The following is a 20,582-nucleotide window of genomic DNA, read 5'->3' as shown; positions in this document are numbered from 1 at the left end:
ATTGTTATTTTTCGTTCACAAATAGCTCTTGATAGAGCTCCAAGCTCTCTTCAATGACCTTTAAGCCATAGGACCTATCAAGTAGCTGCTCAACCGTAACGTTCTTACCCTCCAAGGCTTTATAATCTTGGAAAAAACGCACGATCTCTTTCATCGTATGTGGAGGCAACTCACTTAGATCGTTAATATAATTAACAGACATATCGTTTTTTGCCACCGCAATGATCTTATCATCTTGCTCTCCATTATCGATCATGTGCATCACACCTATCACGTGAGCTTCAATCAACGTCATCGGATACACGTCCACAGAACACAACACTAAAATATCGAGCGGATCTTTATCATCGCAATAGGTTTGTGGTATAAATCCGTAGTTAGCCGGATAAATCACAGAAGAAAACAACACACGGTCTAATTTCATTAGTCCGCTTTCTTTATCTATTTCATACTTCGCTTTAGAGCCTTTAGGGATTTCTATAATTGCATTAACCGACGCAGGCAGGTTGTTTCCGGGAGAAACTTCATGCCATGGATGCTTGTAACTCATATTTATTTACTATTATTTATTTTTATCTTTTTTTAAACTCTTACGAACAATAGTAATAAGAATAGGCACAGTTGTAATTGAAATGAAACCTATTATTATATACTCAATATAATCCACTATCTGAGGGAATTGCTGGCCGAGAAAGTAGCCAGATAGAGTGAGTACTGCCACCCAGAGTATCGCACCCGCAATATTCAAGAGTGTAAACCTCTTCAGGTCAACTCGCACGACCCCTGCAAATATTGGAGCAAATGTACGTATAATTGGCATAAATCTTCCCAAAATTAAAGCAAGAGCTCCGTATTTATGATAAAACTCTTCAGCCGTAACTATGTATTTCCTTTTAAATAATAATGAGTCCTTCTTTTTAAATAACATGGGTCCCGTTCGACGCCCAAAATAATACCCTGTATAGTTACCTAAGATTGCGGCACCCAATAAGCCGCCACATAAGGTGTAAATGCTAACGTCTAACAGGCCAGACGCACAAAACAACCCTGCAAGGAACAACAAATAATCGCCTGGTAGAAAGAAACCGAAGAACAAGCCCGTTTCCGCGAAAACCACAATCAAAAGAAGATAGAAGCCCCCTGTTTTCAATAGGGCTTCCGCGTCCATCAATTGTTGAAATGATGACCAAAACTCGTGCATACAAATACTTATGCTACGAATATAAAAAATTAATAGCTAGATTTTATGATAATCTGAAATAGTAAGCTCAGAAAACCACTTTATAACAAGATCGTTGACTAAGCGGAGTTTATACGATACCAGAAATAATCGCTGGGTACAAACCGACCAATAAAGTTAAGATCGCTGCAATCCCAAATACCAGCTTATAGTTCGAGTTTAATTGGATGGCTTCCCGCTCAGTAGTTCTAAAATACATAGCTATAATGACACGGAAATAGTAGAAGATTCCAATACAGGCATTGATGATTGCCAAGACAAGAAGAATCGTATGAAAATCACTCAAGGCTGCTGAAAACATCATAAACTTCCCAATGAAGCCTGCAGTGAGAGGAATTCCGGCCAAGGATAACATCGCAATCGCAACAGTTAGCGACAAGAAAGGGTTTTTCTTTGCTAAGCCATTGAATGCCTCATATAACTCCCCCCCATGTGAGCGCTTCACCAAAATCAAGGCGCCGAAAGCAATGATCGTAGCTAAAGAGTAAGCTCCCACGTAGATAAAAATAGCATTTGCTGATCCGCCTCCGAGACTCAAAATTGCAAATAACATATAGCCTACATGCGATACGCTCGAAAAGGTGAGCATCCGCTTAAAGCTTTGTTGCATTAAAGCACTTATATTTCCGATAAACAGTGTCAAAATTGACATAACAATAAGCACCGGTGTCCAGAACTCTTGTAGTGGTTCAAAGCAAAACCAAAAGAGACGTAAGAAGGCGGCTATCGCGGCCACTTTTACAACCGTGCTCATAAACGTAGTCACGAGTATCGGCGAACCGTCGTACACATCAGGAACCCAAGAGTGAAAAGGCGCAGCGCCAATCTTAAAACCTAATCCGACAATCAACAAAATGATACCGGTATAGAACATGGGAGAAATCTGACCACTACTATTAATTACGTAATCTTGAATCTCTTTCATACCGAAAGAGCCGGTAGCACCATACAATAATGCAATTCCAAACAACAAGAATCCGGTGGAAAATGCACCCATCAGGAAATATTTTAATGACGCTTCATTAGAGGCATAATCACTCTTTCGAATCCCCGCCAAAATATAAAGGGCAACCGACATGATCTCTAAGCCTATAAACAACATCGACAGGTTATAGAAAGAAACTACAATCAACGCGCCCGTCAACGAGAACAACATTAGCGCATAATACTCAGCGAGATGTTCACCTACCGAATCAAAATAGCCTTTCGATAAAATAAAGATCAAAATCGTCAAACCAATCATTAAGAGCGAAAAAACCAAAGAAAAATGATCAAACAACACCATACCACTGTATAATGGGGTCGCAGGGCTAGACCACAAATAAACGCAAAACCCGCCCGACACGAATAACCCCAATACAGATACAGGCAAAAGAGTTTTTGGAGCCTTAAAGACACCCAAATACAATACGAGAATGGCTAATAGAGAAAGCGTGATAATTGCACCCATATGTTGATATCTTTTATTCGAGAACAGCTCGAAATATTTTTTATTTAATTGTTATTTGATTGACTAAATTTGTTACCGCTGCTTCGGAAATATCCAGCAAAGGCTGAGGATACACCCCTAAACCGATGACGAAAATCACTAGAATGGCAAATACCAGTGTTTCCGATCCTCGCAGATCGGCGATTTCTAACCTATTTTCACGATTGCCCAACATCGTTTTTTGATAAAAGCGCAGCATGTAAGCAGCTCCTAATATTAATGTTAAACCACCCAAGACAGCATACCATATACCGGCTTCATAGACCCCCACTAGTAATAAAAATTCACCTACAAAACCGTTAGTAATAGGCAGGCCTATGGCACCCATTACGATGACTAAAAAAGCAATTGCTAATTTAGGTGCCGATGCGGCCAGGCCACCCAACTCAGTAAGTGTATGTCTTTCGGTTCGCTGAAGAATGATATCAACTACAAAAAAGAGTCCGACAACATTGACACCGTGGTTGAACATTTGGATCATCGCCCCCTGCAACCCTTGAACATTCCAAGCGAATACGCCAGCGCCAATCAGTCCAACGTGCGCAATCGATGAATATGCTACTAAACGCTTCATGTCCTGTTGTTTTAAAGCGATAATCGAAGCATAAACAACGCCGATAATACATAAAACTAAACAGATCATCCCATATTTAGCGAAGCCCAGTGGAGACACCGGGATCAACCAGCGGATGAGACCGTATACACCCATTTTTAACATAATACCCGATAACAGCATCGTCCCTATTGTAGGTGCAGTTGTATACGTATCTGGCTGCCAGGTATGAAAAGGAAAAATCGGCATTTTAATAGCAAACGCAGCGAAGAAAGCAAGAAATACCCAACCTTGAGTATCAGCATCAAGTGCTAACTGATAAAAGGAAGTGAGCTCAAAATTCCGTTCTGGTGTTTGGAAGTATAAAAATATGATAGCAATAAGCATCAATAAACTCCCTAGGAATGTATAAGCAAAAAACTTCAGGTTAACATTAATCCGATTTTCTCCACCCCATATTGCACAAATAAAATAGATAGGTATTAAGGCAGCTTCCCAGCCTACATAAAAGACGAAAGCATCCAAAGCCATGAAGACCAATAACATTCCCGCCTGCATAAATAACACGAGTGCATATAATCCTCCGTTATAATCGTAGCGAAAACTCGACAGAATAATCAGAAAAATTAGAAGATTAGTCAAAAGAACTAGTGGCAGACTGATCCCATCCACACCGATATGAAAATTGATACCGTAATTTGGTAACCAGGGTATCGAACTCACAAACTGCATCGAAGCATCGGGCACGAAATTTATCAAAAAGGGAACTGTTAATGCCAATGTCAAAATTGAAATAACGAAGGCTATTTGCTTTGCTAGTCTCGATTGCTTAACAAATGCAAGAAGCCCTGCGCCTATTACTGGCAATAATAAAAGAAGGTATAGATTATCCATTTATTTTGTTATTTCACTTAAATCGTATAAATACCATACAGTAATAAAGCAATTGCACCTATTACCATTAAAAATATATAAAAGCCTACATTTCCGGATTGTAGCAGTCGGATCCCCTTTCCGGATTCAGAAACACCCCTCCCTATGCCCTTAACTAATCCGTCAATTCCAGCCTTATCAACAATCCGATAAAAAAAGACAGACAATCCGTTTAGCGGTTTTACAATCAACGCATCGTACAGCTCATCTACATAGAACTTATGATAAGAAAGACGTTCCAGTGTACCACGGTGATCTTGTTCTGATTTTGGCATCACCTGTTTTTTCACATAACGTGTATAAGCGACAATAGCCATAACGATGGCTGCAATACCAGAGGCTGCCATCAAAATATATTCGGTACTATGCGCTAAATGGAAAGGTTCAACAATCGTCGACGAATCAACGAATATTGGTTCTAAGAATGTCGCCAAGGACGCCCCTCCTCCCAAAGCAACCGGTACGTTAATCAATCCTCCGACGATCGACAAGATCGCTAATATAATTAACGGAATTCGCATTGAGGCAGGCGACTCGTGGAGATGTTGTTTTTGTTCTTCCGTTCCCCTAAATGTTCCGTAGAATGTAAGATATAATAAACGGAACATATAAAATGCCGTAAAGAGCGCAGCGATAAACCCACCTACCCATAAGATTGGGTTACTGGCGAATGCATGAGCAAGAATCTCATCTTTTGAGAAAAATCCGGCTAAAGGAGGGATTCCAGCAATAGCGATTGTCCCGATCGCCATCGTGACAAATGTAATCGGCATTTTTCTTTTCAAGCCTCCCATCAATCGCATATCCTGTTCATCCGACATAGCATGAATAACCGAACCGGCTCCAAGGAACAACAATGCTTTGAAGAAGGCGTGCGTTATAACATGGAACAGCGCGCCTGTAAAAGCGCCTACCCCTAAACCTAAGAACATATACCCTAGCTGCGAAACCGTAGAATACGCAAGAACCTTTTTTATATCATTTTGCGTTATTGCGGTCGCCGCACCGATAATTGCCGTCGCCAGACCTACAATTGCAATAATATCCATCACAACCGGGGAAAGCGCAAAAAGAATATTCGAACGAATAATCATATAAACGCCAGCAGTTACCATCGTAGCTGCGTGGATCAATGCTGAAACGGGTGTAGGACCAGCCATCGCGTCAGGCAACCATGTAAATAGTGGGATTTGCGCAGACTTACCAGTTGCCGCTATAAACAACAGTAAACTAATTAATACGATACCGGTATCACCTGATATTGCATTTTTAGCTTCTCCAAACACACCACTAAATTCGATACTACCAAAATTGACAAACATTAAAATCACAGCTATCAAGAAAGCTAGGTCACCGATTCTATTCATGACGAATGCTTTCTTACCGGCACTCGCAAAGGCAGGATTCTTATACCAGAAACCAATAAGAAGGTATGAGCATAGCCCTACTCCTTCCCACCCAATGAACATAACCAGGTAGTTTGATCCCAGAACCAAGAAAAGCATAAAGAAGATAAAGAGATTCAAATACGAGAAAAACTTATTGAACCCTGCATCATCCTTCATATAGCCGGAAGAATAAACGTGAATTAGAAAACCGATACCGGTTACAATCAAGAGCATGATCGAACTCAATGTATCCACTAAAAACGACAAAGTTATATCAAGCGACCCCGCTCGAATCCAGTCGAAAACATGAATCTCAAACGAAGCATTATTACCAGATTGACGAGCTTGATATACCTCGTAAAAAATACTGCAGCTAATTAAAAATGACATGAACACAGTTCCCGAAGCAATGACTCCAACGACGCTCTTCGGTAGCAGATTACGGAATAAGCCGATAATCAAGAATCCGACTAAGGGTAATAATGGAACTAACCAAATTAAATCTATCATAAAACTTCTATAATTAATATCACCACTTAAGTCTATTTAGAATATTGATATCGATTGAACGGGTGTTCCGATATACCATCATAATGATTGCCAGACCAACAGCAACTTCTGCAGCCGCCAGCGCCATGATAAAGAACACAAACACCTGACCGGAGGCATCGCCATGAAATACTGAAAATGCAACCAAGAGCAAGTTAACAGCATTTAACATCAACTCGACAGACATCATAATAACAATAACGTTCCGACGTGTCAATACACCAATGACACCAACGGCAAAAATCAAACTACAAAAAAGAATATAGTGGTTTAACGGGACACTTTGTATAGCTTCAAACATAACCTACGCCTTTTTTTTATCTTTTTTACCCAATAACACAGCTCCTACCATTGCGGTTAATAACAGAATGGAAGAGATTTCGAATGGCAACAAGAATTCTTTAAATAATACTTTCCCAAGATTGCCAACTAAACCAATTTCCTGATTTTTTATTTCAACTGGTGCTGAGGTGTGTAAAAATTTATATGAGCCTGCCAATGTCACGACTAAGCACATCGCCGCAATTACACCCATCACCTTCAATAGAGCAGATTTCATCGGTTCACTATCTTCATTCATGTTCAAAAGCATCAGAACGAATAAAAACAAGACCATAATTGCACCCATATACACGATAAAGTTAACAACCGCCAAAAATTGTGCGTTCAATAAGATATAGTGAATGGTGAAAGTAAAGAAAGTGACAACGAGGTACAGAACACTGTGAACCGGATTTTTACTAACCACTGTCATAACTGCAAAAAACAGTGAAAGGAAAGCTACAAAATAAAATATAGTCATAAAGATTATCTATTTACAGGGAGCTTATCCACGTTAATAAAAGATTGTTCTACCAACTTATCCTTACCATAAATAAAATCCTTCCTTAGGCTAGCCGGTGGAACGTGAGGGCCATCAAGATAGATTGCCTCTTTGGGGCAGGCCTCTTCGCAAAGTCCACAAAATATACAACGAAGCATATTGATTTCATAAACCGCAGCATACTTTTCCTCGCGGTACAAATGTTCTTCACCCTTCTGCCGTTCTGCCGAAATCATTGTAATGGCTTCCGCTGGACATGATAGAGCACATAAACCACATGCTGTGCAACGCTCCCGTCCATATTCATCGCGTTTCAACGAGTGCATCCCTCTGAAGTTTTTTGAGTATTCTCGTTGCTCCTCTGGGTATCGCACCGTATTCTTCTTCATAAAGAAATGTCGCAATGTAATTCCCAGCCCTTTGAAAATCGCCGGAAGATACATCCTCTCCCAGAAATTCATCGGCTCTTGTTCTATAACTTTCTTTCTATTACTAAGTGATTGCATAGCGATCGATATTAGAAAAATTTATCCTTTAAAATAATAAATATGCCTGTGAGCATAATATTGGCGATAGCCAATGGTATTAAAACCTTCCACCCCAAATTCATCAACTGATCGTAACGAAACCTTGGTAAGGTCCAGCGAATCCACATAAAGAAGAAGATAAAGGCAAAAATCTTTATAAAAAATACAATGACGCCAATAATTGTAATCCAATTTTCCGATAAGCCTAAATCATACATGAAAGGGAAGTTGTATCCACCGAAATACAAAGCTGCCATGAGTGCTGACGAAACAAACATGTTGATATATTCGGAGAACATATACAATCCGAGCTTCATAGATGAGTACTCTGTATGATATCCTCCCACCAACTCAGTCTCACATTCCGGCAAATCGAATGGTACACGGTTCGTTTCGGCAAAAGCACAAACTAAGAAGATCAAGAAACCCAGAGGTTGTGCCCAAATATTCCAATTTAAAAAGCCGGATTGCTGTGCCACAATTTCACCTAGCGATAATGACTGAGTTACCATCAGCAAAGCGATAATAGATAGACCCATTCCCAGCTCGTAACTAATGCTTTGTGAAGCTGCACGAATAGCTCCCATCAATGAAAACTTGTTATTCGAGGCCCAACCTCCCAGCATAATCCCATAAACGCCCAATGCTACAACACCAAATATATACAATATACCTACGTTGACATCTGCAACCTGAAGTTCAATGACCCGATCTCCAATTGTCAAACTCTGACCCCAAGGAATAACTGCACTCCCTATGCATGCGGTAATAATTGCCAATGTAGGCCCCAATACAAAGAGTGTTTTATGCGCTCCCGCAGGAATAATTTCTTCTTTAAAAAAGAACTTCCCTCCATCGCAAAGGGGCTGTAGAATACCAAAGGGACCCGCTCTCTCCGGTCCGAACCTGTCTTGCATAAAACCCGCAACCTTCCGTTCGGCCAAGGTTGAGTACATAGCTATAACCAACGTGATTACAAATACAACCACAATCAGTATAAATTTTTCTAATACGAAAGCTAATTCCATAATTTTCTTTGCGGATTATTTTTATTTTAATTTCTCGGAACGCTGCAATTGTTTCATATTGCCTTCCTGCAACGTAAGATTCTTCTTTATAACCGGTTCGGGAACCATCTGCTCATAATGGTTCGCCGAGATGACAGATGTATTCTTTACTTTGCGAGGTCCTTCAATTACCCAATCTGAAGTAGCTTTTTTATCAAATCTACATTCGTTACAGATAAAATCCTTTACCTCACCGAATTCATCTTTTCTACCCGTTACCCGAAGTACTTCTTCCCCCTTATACCAAAGGGTAACCTTACCAGAGCAAGTCGGGCAATCACGATGTGCCTCCACCGGTTTGGTGAACCACACACGGTTTTTAAAACGGAATGTTTGATCTGTCAATGCACCTACAGGACATACATCGATCATGTTTCCTGAAAAATCATTATCAACAGCTTGACTAATATACGTGGATATTTCCGCTGCATCACCGCGGCCAAGCACTCCATGAACCCGATTGTCAGTAATTTGATCTGCCACCATCACACAACGGTAACACAAAATACAACGAGTCATATGTAACTTAATCTTGTCGCCGATGTCAATCTTGTCAAATGTCCGACGTTCAAAATCATATCGCGTATTTTCAAGACCATGTTCGTAACTTAAGTCTTGCAGATGGCACTCTCCAGCCTGATCACAAATTGGGCAATCTAGTGGATGATTTATCAATAGGAATTCCACCACGCCTCTTCTCGCTTCTACGACCTCTTCCGAGGTAATGTTCTGCACCTCCATCCCGTCCATCACACCTGTACGACATGAAGCTACGAGCTTAGGCATCGGACGAGGATCCTTTTCAGAGCCTTTGCTTACCTTAACCAAACAGGTTCTACATTTACCGCCACTGCCCTCCAGCGTTGAGTAGTAGCACATTGCTGGAGGGACAATGTCTCCTCCAATTTGACGAGCTGCATTCATGATCGTCGTCCCTGGTGCAACCTCAACCGAGATTCCATCTATCGTTACCTTTACTTTTTCTTCCGCCATAGCCTAACTCTTTAGCTATAAATTTTCTTTAATCCTTAACCACTGGGCTTAGCTCATCTGCATAATGTGCCAGTCCAAAATTACGTGTCATCGATTCATCCGGATTACTTACATGCCACTCAAATTCATCTCTGAAATGCCGGATTGCACTGGCCACAGGCCAAGCAGCAGCATCTCCTAAAGGACAAATCGTATTTCCTTCTATATTTTTAGCGACATTAACCAATAAATCAATGTCACTGTATTTACCCAAACCGTGTTCGATGTTGTATAGTACCTTATCCATCCATCCTGTTCCCTCTCGACATGGCGAACACTGCCCGCAACTTTCATGGTGATAAAAGCGCGTAAAATTCCAAGTGTTTCGAACAATACACTGATCTTCATCGAAAGCTATAAATCCCCCAGATCCCATCATAGTCCCACTTTGGAAGCCACCCTCTGCAAGTGATTCATAACTCATTAGCCGTGCTTCTCCTTCAATTGTCTTCAATATCAGATTTGCTGGCAGTATTGGCACGGAGGAACCTCCGGCAACCACAGCTTTAAGTCGTTTACCATTAGCGATACCACCACAATATTCATCAGAATAAATAAACTCTTCAACAGGAAGACCCAGTTCAATTTCATAAACACCTGGTTTCGCCACATTTCCTCCAGCGGAAATTAGTTTTGTTCCTGTACTTCTACCGATACCTAGCTTTGCATATTCAGCACCTCCGTCATTGATAATCGGCACCGTAGCGGCAATTGATTCCACATTATTAACGACCGTTGGTCGGTTATACAAACCGGCCACGGCGGGAAATGGAGGTTTGATTCTCGGGTTACCTCGCTTTCCTTCCAGTGACTCCAGCAACGCTGTTTCCTCACCACATATGTAGGCGCCTCCTCCAGGGTGAACATAAATTTCAAGATCATAGCCCGATCCCAAGATATTTTTACCTAGGAAGCCATTTGCTTTCGCCTCAGCGATGGCGCGTTCAAGAATACGGATTTGAGGCATCATTTCCCCTCTCACATAGATATAGGATGTATTGGCACCCAGAGCATAGCTAGACACAATCATCCCTTCGATCAGAATATGCGGTTTACGCGTCATCAAGTACCGATCCTTAAAAGTTCCGGGCTCTGATTCGTCCGCATTACAAACTAAATAACGTGGAACACCCTCAGGTTTTGCTAGAAAGCTCCATTTCATTCCGGTAGGGAAACCCGCACCACCTCTGCCTCGTAGCCCAGAAGTTTTTACTTCTTCCACTACTTGTTCAGGGCTCATCGTTTTTAATGCCTTCTCAACAGCACTGTATCCTCCCTTTTTACGATACACTTCAAAAGTATCGATCCCAGGCTCACTGATATGTTCGAGTAATATTTGACGCGCCATCTCCCCTTATTTATTTTTTAACTCTTCAATTAACCGATCTACACTCTCCTCGGTTAAGTTCTCATAAAATGTGTATTCAGGGCCAATCTGAAGTACCGGCCCACCGCCACAAGCTGCTAGGCATTCTACCCCTCTCCAACTAAACATTCCATCTTCTGTGACTTCACCCTCTTTAACACCCAAACGCTTTTCAATGTGTCCCATAATTCTCTCTGCTCCAACCAAACAGCAGGGTCCGGTACGACAAACGTCCAATACGTATTTCCCTGAAGGCTTAAGCAAGAACATGGTATAAAAAGTAGCAACCTCATAAACTTCGATCGGCTTAATGTTTAAATATTGTGCTACTTTATCCATCATCGCGGTACTCAACCAGTTATAAACAGCTTGCACCTCATGCAAAATAGGCAGTAAGGCTGACTTTTGCATTCCCTCTGGATATCGGGAAACTATTTCGCCAAACTTTGTCAACAGTTCCGGCGAAAACTCTATTTCTTCGGTTTTATTTACACTAAGCATCTAACTCTCCTGCTATTACATTTAAACTACTCATATTAATAATTGCATCGGAAAGAAGCATCCCTCTGCTCATCGGCGCATACATCGAGTAATTGATAAAGGAAGGTCTACGGAAATGCAAACGATACGGAGATCTTCCCCCATCATTTATCAGATAAAACCCGAGCTCTCCATTCGCACCTTCAACTGCATGATAGACTTCTGACTTCGGTGTATCCACCTCTCCCATCACAATTTTAAAGTGATAGATCAATGCCTCCATGTTATTGTAGACCTTTTCTTTAGGTGGTAAATAATATTCAGGAACATCGGCATGGAAAATGCCAGCAGGCTCCTTCTCAATCTTATCGAGCGCCTGTTCTATAATTCGCATGCTCTGACGCATCTCCTCGTTTCTAACCATATACCGATCATAGACATCACCATTGGTTCCAACCGGGATTTCGAAATCAAATTCCTCATAGGATGAATACGGTTCCATCACTCTGACATCATAATCCAGACCCGTTGCTCGTAATAATGGACCGCTCCAACTATATTCCAATGCTGTTTCAGTATTTACCGCAGCAACTCCTGAAGTTCTTTCAATAAAAATTCTATTCCGATCAAACAACTGGGTAAACTCGTCAAGTACTGGTGGAAACCGCTTCAAGAAAGCCCTTATTTTTTCGAATACAGATTTGTTGAAATCCCTTTCGAAGCCACCGATCCGACCAATATTGGTCGTTAGTCTCGACCCGCAAATCTCTTCGTAGATCTCATAAATCTTTTCACGTTCATGCATAACATAGAGGAAACCAGAAAAGGCACCTGTATCCACACCCAATATACCGTTGCAAATAATATGATCTGTAATACGTGCCAGTTCCATGATGATAACCCTCATGTAGTCCACACGCTTAGGCATCTCAATATCCAATAACTTTTCGACGGTCATATGCCACCCCATATTGTTTATAGGTGATGAACAATAATTCAGACGATCAGTTAAAGGTGTTATTTGATAAAATGGTCGATGTTCCGCGATCTTTTCAAAAGCCCTGTGAATATATCCGATGGTTGAAACGCCACTAACAATGCGCTCGCCATCCATTTGCAAAACATTCTGAAATACACCGTGCGTCGCGGGGTGGGTTGGACCTAGATTTAACGTAATCAACTCTTCCTGCGGATCATTATCGGTATAAACTGGTGTATTAGGTGTTATTTTTGTTATCGTCTTGGCCATAAAAATCAAAGTTTAACACACGTTAACGCCCAAAGAAATAATCTTTTTTATCAACGCGGTTCGGGTCCTCTAATGGATATTCCTTTCGCATTGGAAAAACATCCATATCATCAACATTCAAAATACGTTGCAAATTCGGATGCCCTTGAAACTGAATACCAAAGAAATCATAGGTTTCTCGCTCCATCCAGTCAGCACCCTTCCAAAGCAATGTTGCGGACGGAATTTCGGGTCGTTGACCGTCAATATATACTTTTAATCGCACTCGGACATTATGTACAAAGCTGTGCAGATGATAAACGACTGCTATTGAAACCTCCTGCTCAGGGTAATGCACAGCTGTAATATCCGTTAGATAAATAAACTGAAGATCCTCATCTTTTTTTAAAAATTCGAGCACCTCAATAATATGCTCTCTATCTGTCTCAACAGTAAGCAGGCCATAGGGTTCGGTCTCATTCTTGATAAGGTCGCCAAAACGGTCCTGAAGTCGTACTAGAAGGGTTTTATTGTCTAACTTACTCATTTCTCAATCATCGTTTGAATCCCATACCTTTCCAAAAGCGCCTTATACTCTGGTGTATTTCTACGATTTAACGATTCGTTCTTTACAATCTCTTGTAATTGCATGATCCCGTCTAAAATTGCCTCCGGTCGAGGTGGGCATCCAGGAACATATACATCCACCGGTATAATTTCATCGATACCTTGTAATACTGAATAGGTATCGAAGATTCCGCCACTGCTGGCACACGCACCGACCGCTATTACCCAGCGTGGTTCAGCCATCTGAACATACACCTGTTTTAAAACAGGTGCCATTTTTTTTGCTATGGTTCCCATAACCAACAGCATGTCCGATTGACGCGGCGAAAAACTAGGTCTTTCTGCACCGAAACGAGCCAAGTCATAGTCTGCTCCCATAGTAGCCATAAATTCGATACCGCAACAGGATGTTGCAAATGGTAAAGGCCATAAAGAATTCGCTCTCGCTAAGCCGATCACTTTATCCAATGACGTGGCAAAAAAACCAGCTCCCTCTACACCAGGTGGCGGTGTCCCTAACTTTATATCACTCATTCTGTTTCCTTTCTTCTAATAAGCCACGAAACTATTCATCCCAATTTAAGGCCTTCTTCTTTATTACATAGATAAATCCTAACAGCAGCAGCCCCATAAATACAAACATTTCTATCAAGCCATTAATACCGAATTCCCTGAAATTTACAGCCCAAGGATACATAAAAATAACTTCGATATCAAAAATCACGAACAGGATCGCAACCATAAAATATTTAATAGAAAACGGCTGCCGTGCATTACCAATTACCTCTACGCCAGATTCAAAGGCAGACAATTTATTTTCCGTACGAACCTTCGGCCCAATGAGGTGAGTCGCGATTATGGTGGTGATACCAAATCCAGCTGCCACGATGATCTGAAAAAGAATTGGCAAATAATTGGCCGACGTACTTACAACCTCATTTTCCATAGTATTTTCCTTGATAAATAGTTACCGTCAAATATACATATTTTTATGAAAAAAGCGCCAATAACCTAAGTTACTGACGCTTTTCACGTTAAATATTTAGATATCTTACTGCGCAGGCTGTTGAGCCGGTTGTAAGTTTTCTAAAGCTTGTGCCGCATACTCATTCGCTGGATCTAGCTCCAATGTACTTCTAAAGTTTTCACGAGCCTTTTCGTATTCATCATTCATTGAGTAGAAAGCTCCATTTACATTATAAGCTTCTATTAACGACTGCTTGTTTTGATTCACAGCGTCATCGCCTTTCTCGGTTACGACTTCAATATACTTCTCATAATGAGGAACAAATAAACCTTCTGGCGTCTCTGCATCATCTAAGAGACGTGTAGCTTTTGCACGATATAAGTATGCCGCTTCAGTTGTAGGCACCTCCTCGGTAACTTTAGCGAAAGCTGCATCAGCCTTTTCTAACAATGCTTTATCGGGCTTAATTTCATCGTTAATTCTAGTTACGTAGTCAAAATAATTTGCATAACCCAAATAGAACAAGTCAACAACGTAGTTTTTGGATTCAGAATTCATTGTCGCCACTTCAAACACTTTAGCAGCAGCACCATACTGTCCAGCTTTAAAAATCTCCATTCCGATTTCGTTCAAGTCCTCCGCAATTAGGGAATCGGCCTTCACCGATTTCTCTAAATTTGCGACTGCCTCACTCATTAGAGCCTCATCAGGAGTTGCCAAGGTTGTGTCTGTAGCCAAACGTAAGTCCGCTAAGCCTAAGAACATGTAGTCACGAGGAATCAAACGCTCAGGCTCTACCTTTGCCATAAACTCTTCTATCCCGCGCTTACTTTCTTGATAGTTACCATTTTCGTAAGCTGCATAACCTAGATAACGTAAGATACGTGGGTTCATCTTATCAATTTTGGCCATCTCGTTTGCCTGAACTTCCAGCGTTTCATAGTCTTTCGCCAAAATCAAGAAGTCGGCATAACGCATACGAGAATCCAATGAGTAATCTGTCAAATCCATGTATTTCTTATAGTGCTCTAAAGCTTCCTGTAATTTAGCGTCGTAATCCTCAACGGTCGTCGATCGTCTAGACCACAGATAGTAAGTTTCAGCCAATTCACGGTAGGTAGGCGCAAAATTTGGATGTTGCGATGCTATTTCTTTCAAAGAACTCGAAGCCTCAGGAAACGCATAAGCCTCCTTGCTAATTACGGCCATCTGTACTTGTGCATTAATTAAAGAGTTATCTAAACTCGTTGCATCACGGTAGTTAACATAGGCATTACTGTTATCTCCTAGGCCGAAGTAGGCATTCCCTAATTGCAAGAATATAGCTGCATCTTCATCTTCTTTTTCTTTAGCTTTATTCAAATATTCAATCGCTTTATTATAATCGGGATTCTCTCCCCTTAAGTACGACTTACCAATTTCAAGCAGCTCTTCGTAGTCTCTTCTCTTGATATCGTCCTCTACTTCCTTAAAAGTTGTCTCGGCCGCACTAGCATTTCCATCGAGGAACTGGAGCGCACCAATTCCCACCTTGTTAATTTGATTCTTCGAATCTGCTGCTATACCTTGGTCAAATACCATTTTAGCGGAATCCGGATAGCCTGAAGTCAGATAAATACTACCCAAATAATAGTAATTATCACCTTCCTTACTATCGTTTTTGACGAGGTTTTGCAGAATACCTTTCGCCTTCGCATACTGCTCTTGTTTGATAGCAGCTTTTGCGTCATCTAAGCTTTGAGCAAACGCGCCCGACGCTACAAAAGACAAGGCTAAACCTATGTTTATTGCTTTTTTCATCTTCATTCTAATTCTTATTCAATTAATTTAAATTTATTTATTCTATAATGTTAATCTCTCGAGGCGGAATGCTATCGGGCATCAAACCCGATTTTAATACAATTCGCTGCCCCCGCTCACCTGTCAAAAACGCCGAAAAGCCCAACCCAAGCGCTTTGATCCCTTGAACGTTAATAACATACAAATCACGAGCCAAAGGATATTTACCAAGTGCTAAGTTCGTTTGCGACGGCTTATAAAAAGCATCGTCTCCTTCTTTACCTTCTTGATTTTTAACTCCTACTACCTTCACTCCCTCAACATATTCTTTTAAATCGGGATCAGGCTGGAAAATCCAATTAATACCAATTACGCCAACGGCATGTGTATTTTCATCCACATATTTAATTACGTCGGCGTTCGAACTCAATGCATAAACCCCCTCGTCAGGTAATTTATCAACTCCGGCTAATTGTTGCAGATACCGGACGGTACTTGAATTAGGATTATCAAACACTAAGGTCTCGATGGCAGTGGGTTTCCCGCGCAGACTATTAATTAAATCATCTACATGTACCACTGAATCCGTGCTATTTCGATTTGCGATTAAAGCAATACCGTCAATCGCGAATCGCGCCTCTCTCGGTATTATTTTTTTTGCTTCAAAGAACGATCTTTCTTCTTTTGTCAACTTTCTCGCAAGAACAGCAACGTTTATCGAGTCGTTTAGTAATAAGTTAACAGCTCGCTTCTCGGGCTCATTTCTTAGCGTAATATCAGCATCGACATAGGTGCTTTCAAAAACCGCTGTTTGATCTTCCACTATAGGTTCCAGACTTTCGTCTACAACCACGGTTAACCTTCCCGTCAAAATCGTTTGTACATCTTTTCGGTCGGTTTTAGACGAGTCACTACAGGCTGTAAGCATAAAAACAGTGGTCAACACCACTAACAAATATGCATTTTTTTTTATGAAGTTCAAGAACACAACCTGAAAATTTAGTGAATTATTAACATTTTTTAACATAGATGCTACTTTGCTGCTAATTTCATAAAACTGGCTGTTAAATCTCATTGACGCGATTACTCCATAGCCTGGCAAAGCGTAGAAACGAATATACGATTAATAGGATACCGAAAAGGATTCGGTACGTCTTATCCATTTCGATAGGAAAGTCAGACCAAAAGATAATAATGATGCCTAATACAAAATATAGGGCAAACATGAAAAGGCCTAAAAGTGACAGAAATCGCTTTGCGGGCGATTTCTGTCTTTTATCATTATGAATATTATTTCTATCCACCATTTATTGTGCCGCCAAATTTAACTGAATTGGCAATGTAAACTGAACGCGCACTGGTCGTCCGTTCTGAATGCCTGGCTTCCACTTCGGAGCCTTCTTTAGCATCCTTATCGCTTCCTCACCGGTTCCGTATTTCAAATCACGAAGAACCTTTATGTCGGTTAAGGAGCCATCTTTCTCTACAACGAACTGTAAGAGAACACGTCCGTTAACGCCTTGTTCCACAGCTTGCGGAGGGTAGTTATAATTATTCGCTACGAATTTATAGAACTCTTCCATTCCGCCTTGTGGCGTCGGTGCAACCTCAACCGAAGTAAACACATGATTTGAAGGAACAGCTTCAGTCACTTCCTGATCCTTAGGTCCATCGCCTACAGGTAAGTCAATCCGAATATCTGCAGTTGGATCACCGGCCAATGTTTTTGGTCCCGGATCAGCTTTTTTCAAATCCTCAACGGTTGGTGGTTCTTCATCACGAACTTCCTCTGCCTTCACTACCACTGGTGGCGGCATACGTACCTGATCCACGCGTGGTGGAGGTGGCTCAACAGGTGGCGGAGGTGGGGGTGGTTCCTCCTCATTCACTGGAGGTGGTTCCGAAAGAACAACTTCCGTTTCAATAATTCGCTCGGTCTCTGGTTCCTCATTACCCTTGATGTATTTTAATATTATCGGAGCGCTAACTGCAATAGTAAATAATATTACACCAATAAATAAGGCTTTTGAGGTATTCGAATCCGCCGTCTTACGCAAATCATATGCCCCATAGGCTTGATTCCGACCGGCGAATACTACATCGAGCCACTCTTTTTTAAATATGTCTAATTTAGACCCTAACATGCTTTTTTATTTAATGGTAAAACCTATTATTCATTGTATATACCTTGACTCTCAAGTAATTCTATTTCTGAATCACCGATATCGCCGATCATATACTGCTTAGCATTTACAATTTTCATCTCATCAAGGATATCCACCAAGTTCTTATAGTTTGATCGATCGCTCGGTCGTATGATTACAATCAGTCCTTTTTCAGGATCGCCCGTAATTTGCGGCACCTCTTTGATCTTCTCTAAAAGAATCGGACGAATGCCGTTTTTCCCATAATCAACTACTTCTGGACCTTCGATCGGCGAATCGAGTAGTCCCATATAGTAGCCAATCTTATCGTCACTTCCCAACAAAATGGTCATGGTCCGATTATCAGCCACATCAAGTTGATCCTCTTGGTTCTCCTTGTTCTTATCCGGCATGGCGACGTCCATTGCATAAGGCTTGGAGATGGAGGTTGTCAACATAAAGAAGGTAATCAATAAGAAAGCCAAATCCACCATCGCGGTCAAGTCTACACGACCGCCGGCCTTTTTCGCCCGTATCTTACCGCCTTTTTTGCCTCCGCCGTCGCCGGTATTTAATTCTGCCATTTGCTATATTTTTTTAAGTGTTATTACTCAGCCACTCGTAAACTCGTGATTAAACTGAATTTATTCAATTTCTGATCCTGAAGAATATCGATTACTTTCTTAATAGCCGGATACTCTTCTTCTTTATCTCCTTTTATAGCAATACGCATCTGCTTGTCATTGACTTCGGCCGTTGCTTTACGTGCGGCCAAAATCCATTCTTTCAATTGATTATCTGTAGAATCTGCTGGTATACCTTGCTGAATCCCAGACTCAATTCGTTGCGTATTATCCATTGCGATTAACTGCTTTAACTGACTTAATGGAACACCAAAACCGTCGATCAAAGAAAAACGCTGTCTCTCTTCCGGAGTAAATGTTAACCCGTACTGCTCACCCATACGATCCAGCATATTCATTCGAATGTCTGGTCCGGCTACGCCGAAGAACAATTTGCCTCCATCGCCTACAGTGATCGTACCTAAATCAGTATCAGGAACCTTAATCTGTACAGTAGATGCCGGCATGTCAACAGGCATTGGCTCTGGCTGACGGGCGGTCGCTGTCAAAATAAAGAACGTTAACAGCAGGAAAGCTACGTCACACATCGCGGTCATGTCCGTCAGAGGTGTGCTCCTTTTTACTTTTATCTTACCCATGCTTCAAATTTGTTATCGTGTTAAATTGTGTTTTAATTAATAGATGATCAAACTCAGACAATTCCATAAATCATCTGATTTTTTTTCAAAAATTAATTATGTGTTGAAGCGTAAGTCTGAACAATTGAGAAACCAGCCTCATCAATCGAGTAGGTTAATTTATCAATTTTAGAAGTAAATACGTTGTACATAACAATCGCAATCGTAGAAGTAAAGATACCTGTCGCCGTGTTAATCAAAGCCTCAGAAATACCATTTGCTAATTGCGCTTGGTCAGGAGCACCACCGGTTGCTAGAGCCGAGAATGCTTTAATCATACCGGTTACTGTACCTAATAGTCCTGTTAGCGTACCAATCGAAACTAATGTTGCAATTACGGTCATGTTCTTTTCTAACATCGGCATTTCAAGCGCTGTCGCTTCTTCAATTTCTTTTTGAATAGCGATTGTCGCCTGCTCAGGATTAACGCGCGTATCAGCAGAAGCTTCTTTGTATTTCAGCAAGCCTGCCTTAATAACGTTCGCCACAGAACCTTGTTGTTTATCGCATTCTGCAACAGCTGAATCGATATTACCAGTAGCTAAGAAACCTTGGATGCGAGTTACAAAAGCATCTACGTTCCCTTTTCCTGCTGCTCTGGAGATTACAAAGTAACGCTCAAAAGAAAATACGATTGTCATTAATAAAAGACCTAATAATACTGGTACAACAAAACCAGCTTTGTATACCATGCCGAAGTAGTTTCCTGGAAGTGGCTGTCCTAGTTCTGGATCGCCTCCTTCAAAGTTTGTGGGATTACCCATGATGAACTTCCAAACAAGATATCCGATAATAAAACAGATAATGATTGCTAAACTTGCAAAAACGTTCGAACCCGAAGAGCTACCTTGTTTCTTTGCAGTGTTTGGTTTTGGTGCATTTGCCATTTTCTTAAATTTTAGTTTTTAGTTTTAATGATTTATGTTAATTAGTTCAATTGTTTACTCTCCGATTTTAGAAAAGCTTAAGCAAACTTAAGATTTTACAAAATAAAAACAAATAAAGTTTTTTCGATAGTTATTCCCTCTATCCGGCGTGCAACAGCGGCATCAACGCCGAATTCAAAATTGTTGATCTTATACAAATTCCTCAACTTTTCTTAACAATATTTTACAATAGAAACTATTTTTTTTTGATTATGCAAGTTTCTACATCAAAAAAATGCAACAACACCAAACTCGTATATCGA

General features: G+C 40.9%; 22 protein-coding genes. All 22 read right to left on the bottom strand.

From position 1 onward, the window contains the following. Positions 1 to 4: 4 nt before the first annotated feature. Entirely contained in the window at positions 5 to 550 is a 546-nt protein-coding gene (locus WKR92_RS07590) for an inorganic diphosphatase (protein WP_375557222.1), read from the bottom strand. A 12-nt stretch (positions 551 to 562) separates the two neighbouring features. Beyond that, positions 563 to 1,201 carry a DedA family protein gene (locus WKR92_RS07585; protein ID WP_375557221.1) on the bottom strand — a complete coding sequence of 213 codons (639 nt, stop codon included), beginning with the start codon at positions 1,199 to 1,201 and terminating at the stop codon, positions 563 to 565. A gap of 109 nt (positions 1,202 to 1,310) precedes the next feature. After that, complete coding sequence (locus tag WKR92_RS07580) at positions 1,311 to 2,690, bottom strand: NADH-quinone oxidoreductase subunit N (protein ID WP_375557220.1); 1,380 nt, start codon at positions 2,688 to 2,690, stop codon at positions 1,311 to 1,313. A 40-nt stretch (positions 2,691 to 2,730) separates the two neighbouring features. Further along, entirely contained in the window at positions 2,731 to 4,176 is a 1,446-nt protein-coding gene (locus tag WKR92_RS07575; protein WP_375557219.1) for a complex I subunit 4 family protein, read from the bottom strand. A 17-nt stretch (positions 4,177 to 4,193) separates the two neighbouring features. Next, positions 4,194 to 6,113 carry an NADH-quinone oxidoreductase subunit L gene (gene nuoL, locus WKR92_RS07570; RefSeq protein WP_375557218.1) on the bottom strand — a complete coding sequence of 640 codons (1,920 nt, stop codon included), beginning with the start codon at positions 6,111 to 6,113 and terminating at the stop codon, positions 4,194 to 4,196. Between the two features lie 19 nt (positions 6,114 to 6,132). Continuing rightward, a complete protein-coding gene (gene nuoK / locus WKR92_RS07565) occupies positions 6,133 to 6,453 on the bottom strand; it encodes an NADH-quinone oxidoreductase subunit NuoK (RefSeq protein ID WP_375557217.1) in 321 nt (106 codons plus the stop codon). A gap of 3 nt (positions 6,454 to 6,456) precedes the next feature. Then, entirely contained in the window at positions 6,457 to 6,954 is a 498-nt protein-coding gene (locus WKR92_RS07560) for an NADH-quinone oxidoreductase subunit J family protein (protein WP_375557216.1), read from the bottom strand. A gap of 5 nt (positions 6,955 to 6,959) precedes the next feature. Next, entirely contained in the window at positions 6,960 to 7,481 is a 522-nt protein-coding gene (locus tag WKR92_RS07555) for a NuoI/complex I 23 kDa subunit family protein (RefSeq protein ID WP_375557215.1), read from the bottom strand. A gap of 11 nt (positions 7,482 to 7,492) precedes the next feature. After that, complete coding sequence (nuoH, locus tag WKR92_RS07550; protein ID WP_375557214.1) at positions 7,493 to 8,530, bottom strand: NADH-quinone oxidoreductase subunit NuoH; 1,038 nt, start codon at positions 8,528 to 8,530, stop codon at positions 7,493 to 7,495. Positions 8,531 to 8,551: 21 nt separating this feature from the next. Further along, positions 8,552 to 9,562, bottom strand: a complete 1,011-nt coding sequence (locus WKR92_RS07545; RefSeq protein ID WP_375557213.1) for an NADH-quinone oxidoreductase subunit G — start codon at positions 9,560 to 9,562, stop codon at positions 8,552 to 8,554. A gap of 28 nt (positions 9,563 to 9,590) precedes the next feature. Then, a complete protein-coding gene (gene nuoF, locus WKR92_RS07540) occupies positions 9,591 to 10,949 on the bottom strand; it encodes an NADH-quinone oxidoreductase subunit NuoF (protein ID WP_375557212.1) in 1,359 nt (452 codons plus the stop codon). A 6-nt stretch (positions 10,950 to 10,955) separates the two neighbouring features. Next, positions 10,956 to 11,468 carry an NADH-quinone oxidoreductase subunit NuoE family protein gene (locus tag WKR92_RS07535; protein WP_375557211.1) on the bottom strand — a complete coding sequence of 171 codons (513 nt, stop codon included), beginning with the start codon at positions 11,466 to 11,468 and terminating at the stop codon, positions 10,956 to 10,958. Beyond that, positions 11,461 to 12,696 carry an NADH-quinone oxidoreductase subunit D gene (locus WKR92_RS07530; RefSeq protein WP_375557210.1) on the bottom strand — a complete coding sequence of 412 codons (1,236 nt, stop codon included), beginning with the start codon at positions 12,694 to 12,696 and terminating at the stop codon, positions 11,461 to 11,463. Before WKR92_RS07530 ends, WKR92_RS07535 begins: the two co-directional genes overlap by 8 nt. Before the next feature lie 22 nt (positions 12,697 to 12,718). Then, entirely contained in the window at positions 12,719 to 13,222 is a 504-nt protein-coding gene (locus WKR92_RS07525) for an NADH-quinone oxidoreductase subunit C (RefSeq protein WP_375557209.1), read from the bottom strand. Beyond that, the gene (locus tag WKR92_RS07520; RefSeq protein WP_375557208.1) at positions 13,219 to 13,776 is read right to left on the bottom strand and encodes an NADH-quinone oxidoreductase subunit B; all 558 of its coding nucleotides are present in this window, start codon (positions 13,774 to 13,776) and stop codon (positions 13,219 to 13,221) included. Before WKR92_RS07520 ends, WKR92_RS07525 begins: the two co-directional genes overlap by 4 nt. Before the next feature lie 31 nt (positions 13,777 to 13,807). Next, a complete protein-coding gene (locus WKR92_RS07515) occupies positions 13,808 to 14,188 on the bottom strand; it encodes an NADH-quinone oxidoreductase subunit A (protein WP_375557207.1) in 381 nt (126 codons plus the stop codon). A 105-nt stretch (positions 14,189 to 14,293) separates the two neighbouring features. Further along, positions 14,294 to 16,009 (bottom strand): tetratricopeptide repeat protein, encoded by a 1,716-nt coding sequence (locus WKR92_RS07510; RefSeq protein ID WP_375557206.1) that lies wholly within the window; start codon positions 16,007 to 16,009, stop codon positions 14,294 to 14,296. Positions 16,010 to 16,046: 37 nt separating this feature from the next. Continuing rightward, positions 16,047 to 17,063: a PstS family phosphate ABC transporter substrate-binding protein gene (locus WKR92_RS07505; protein WP_375557205.1), complete on the bottom strand. Its 1,017-nt coding sequence runs from the start codon at positions 17,061 to 17,063 to the stop codon at positions 16,047 to 16,049. Between the two features lie 232 nt (positions 17,064 to 17,295). Then, a complete protein-coding gene (locus tag WKR92_RS07500; RefSeq protein ID WP_375557204.1) occupies positions 17,296 to 18,132 on the bottom strand; it encodes an energy transducer TonB in 837 nt (278 codons plus the stop codon). Between the two features lie 26 nt (positions 18,133 to 18,158). Further along, entirely contained in the window at positions 18,159 to 18,716 is a 558-nt protein-coding gene (locus WKR92_RS07495; RefSeq protein ID WP_375557203.1) for an ExbD/TolR family protein, read from the bottom strand. 23 nt (positions 18,717 to 18,739) lie between these two features. Next, the gene (locus tag WKR92_RS07490; protein ID WP_375557202.1) at positions 18,740 to 19,354 is read right to left on the bottom strand and encodes an ExbD/TolR family protein; all 615 of its coding nucleotides are present in this window, start codon (positions 19,352 to 19,354) and stop codon (positions 18,740 to 18,742) included. 92 nt (positions 19,355 to 19,446) lie between these two features. Further along, a complete protein-coding gene (locus tag WKR92_RS07485) occupies positions 19,447 to 20,280 on the bottom strand; it encodes a MotA/TolQ/ExbB proton channel family protein (protein WP_375557201.1) in 834 nt (277 codons plus the stop codon). Positions 20,281 to 20,582: the final 302 nt, after the last annotated feature.

Origin of the sequence: Albibacterium profundi (genome assembly GCF_042159835.1) — a bacterium.
GTDB lineage: Bacteria > Bacteroidota > Bacteroidia > Sphingobacteriales > Sphingobacteriaceae > Albibacterium > Albibacterium profundi.
The sequence above is the reverse complement of the archived record's forward strand: the minus strand, read 5'-3'. Positions and strand labels throughout refer to the sequence as shown.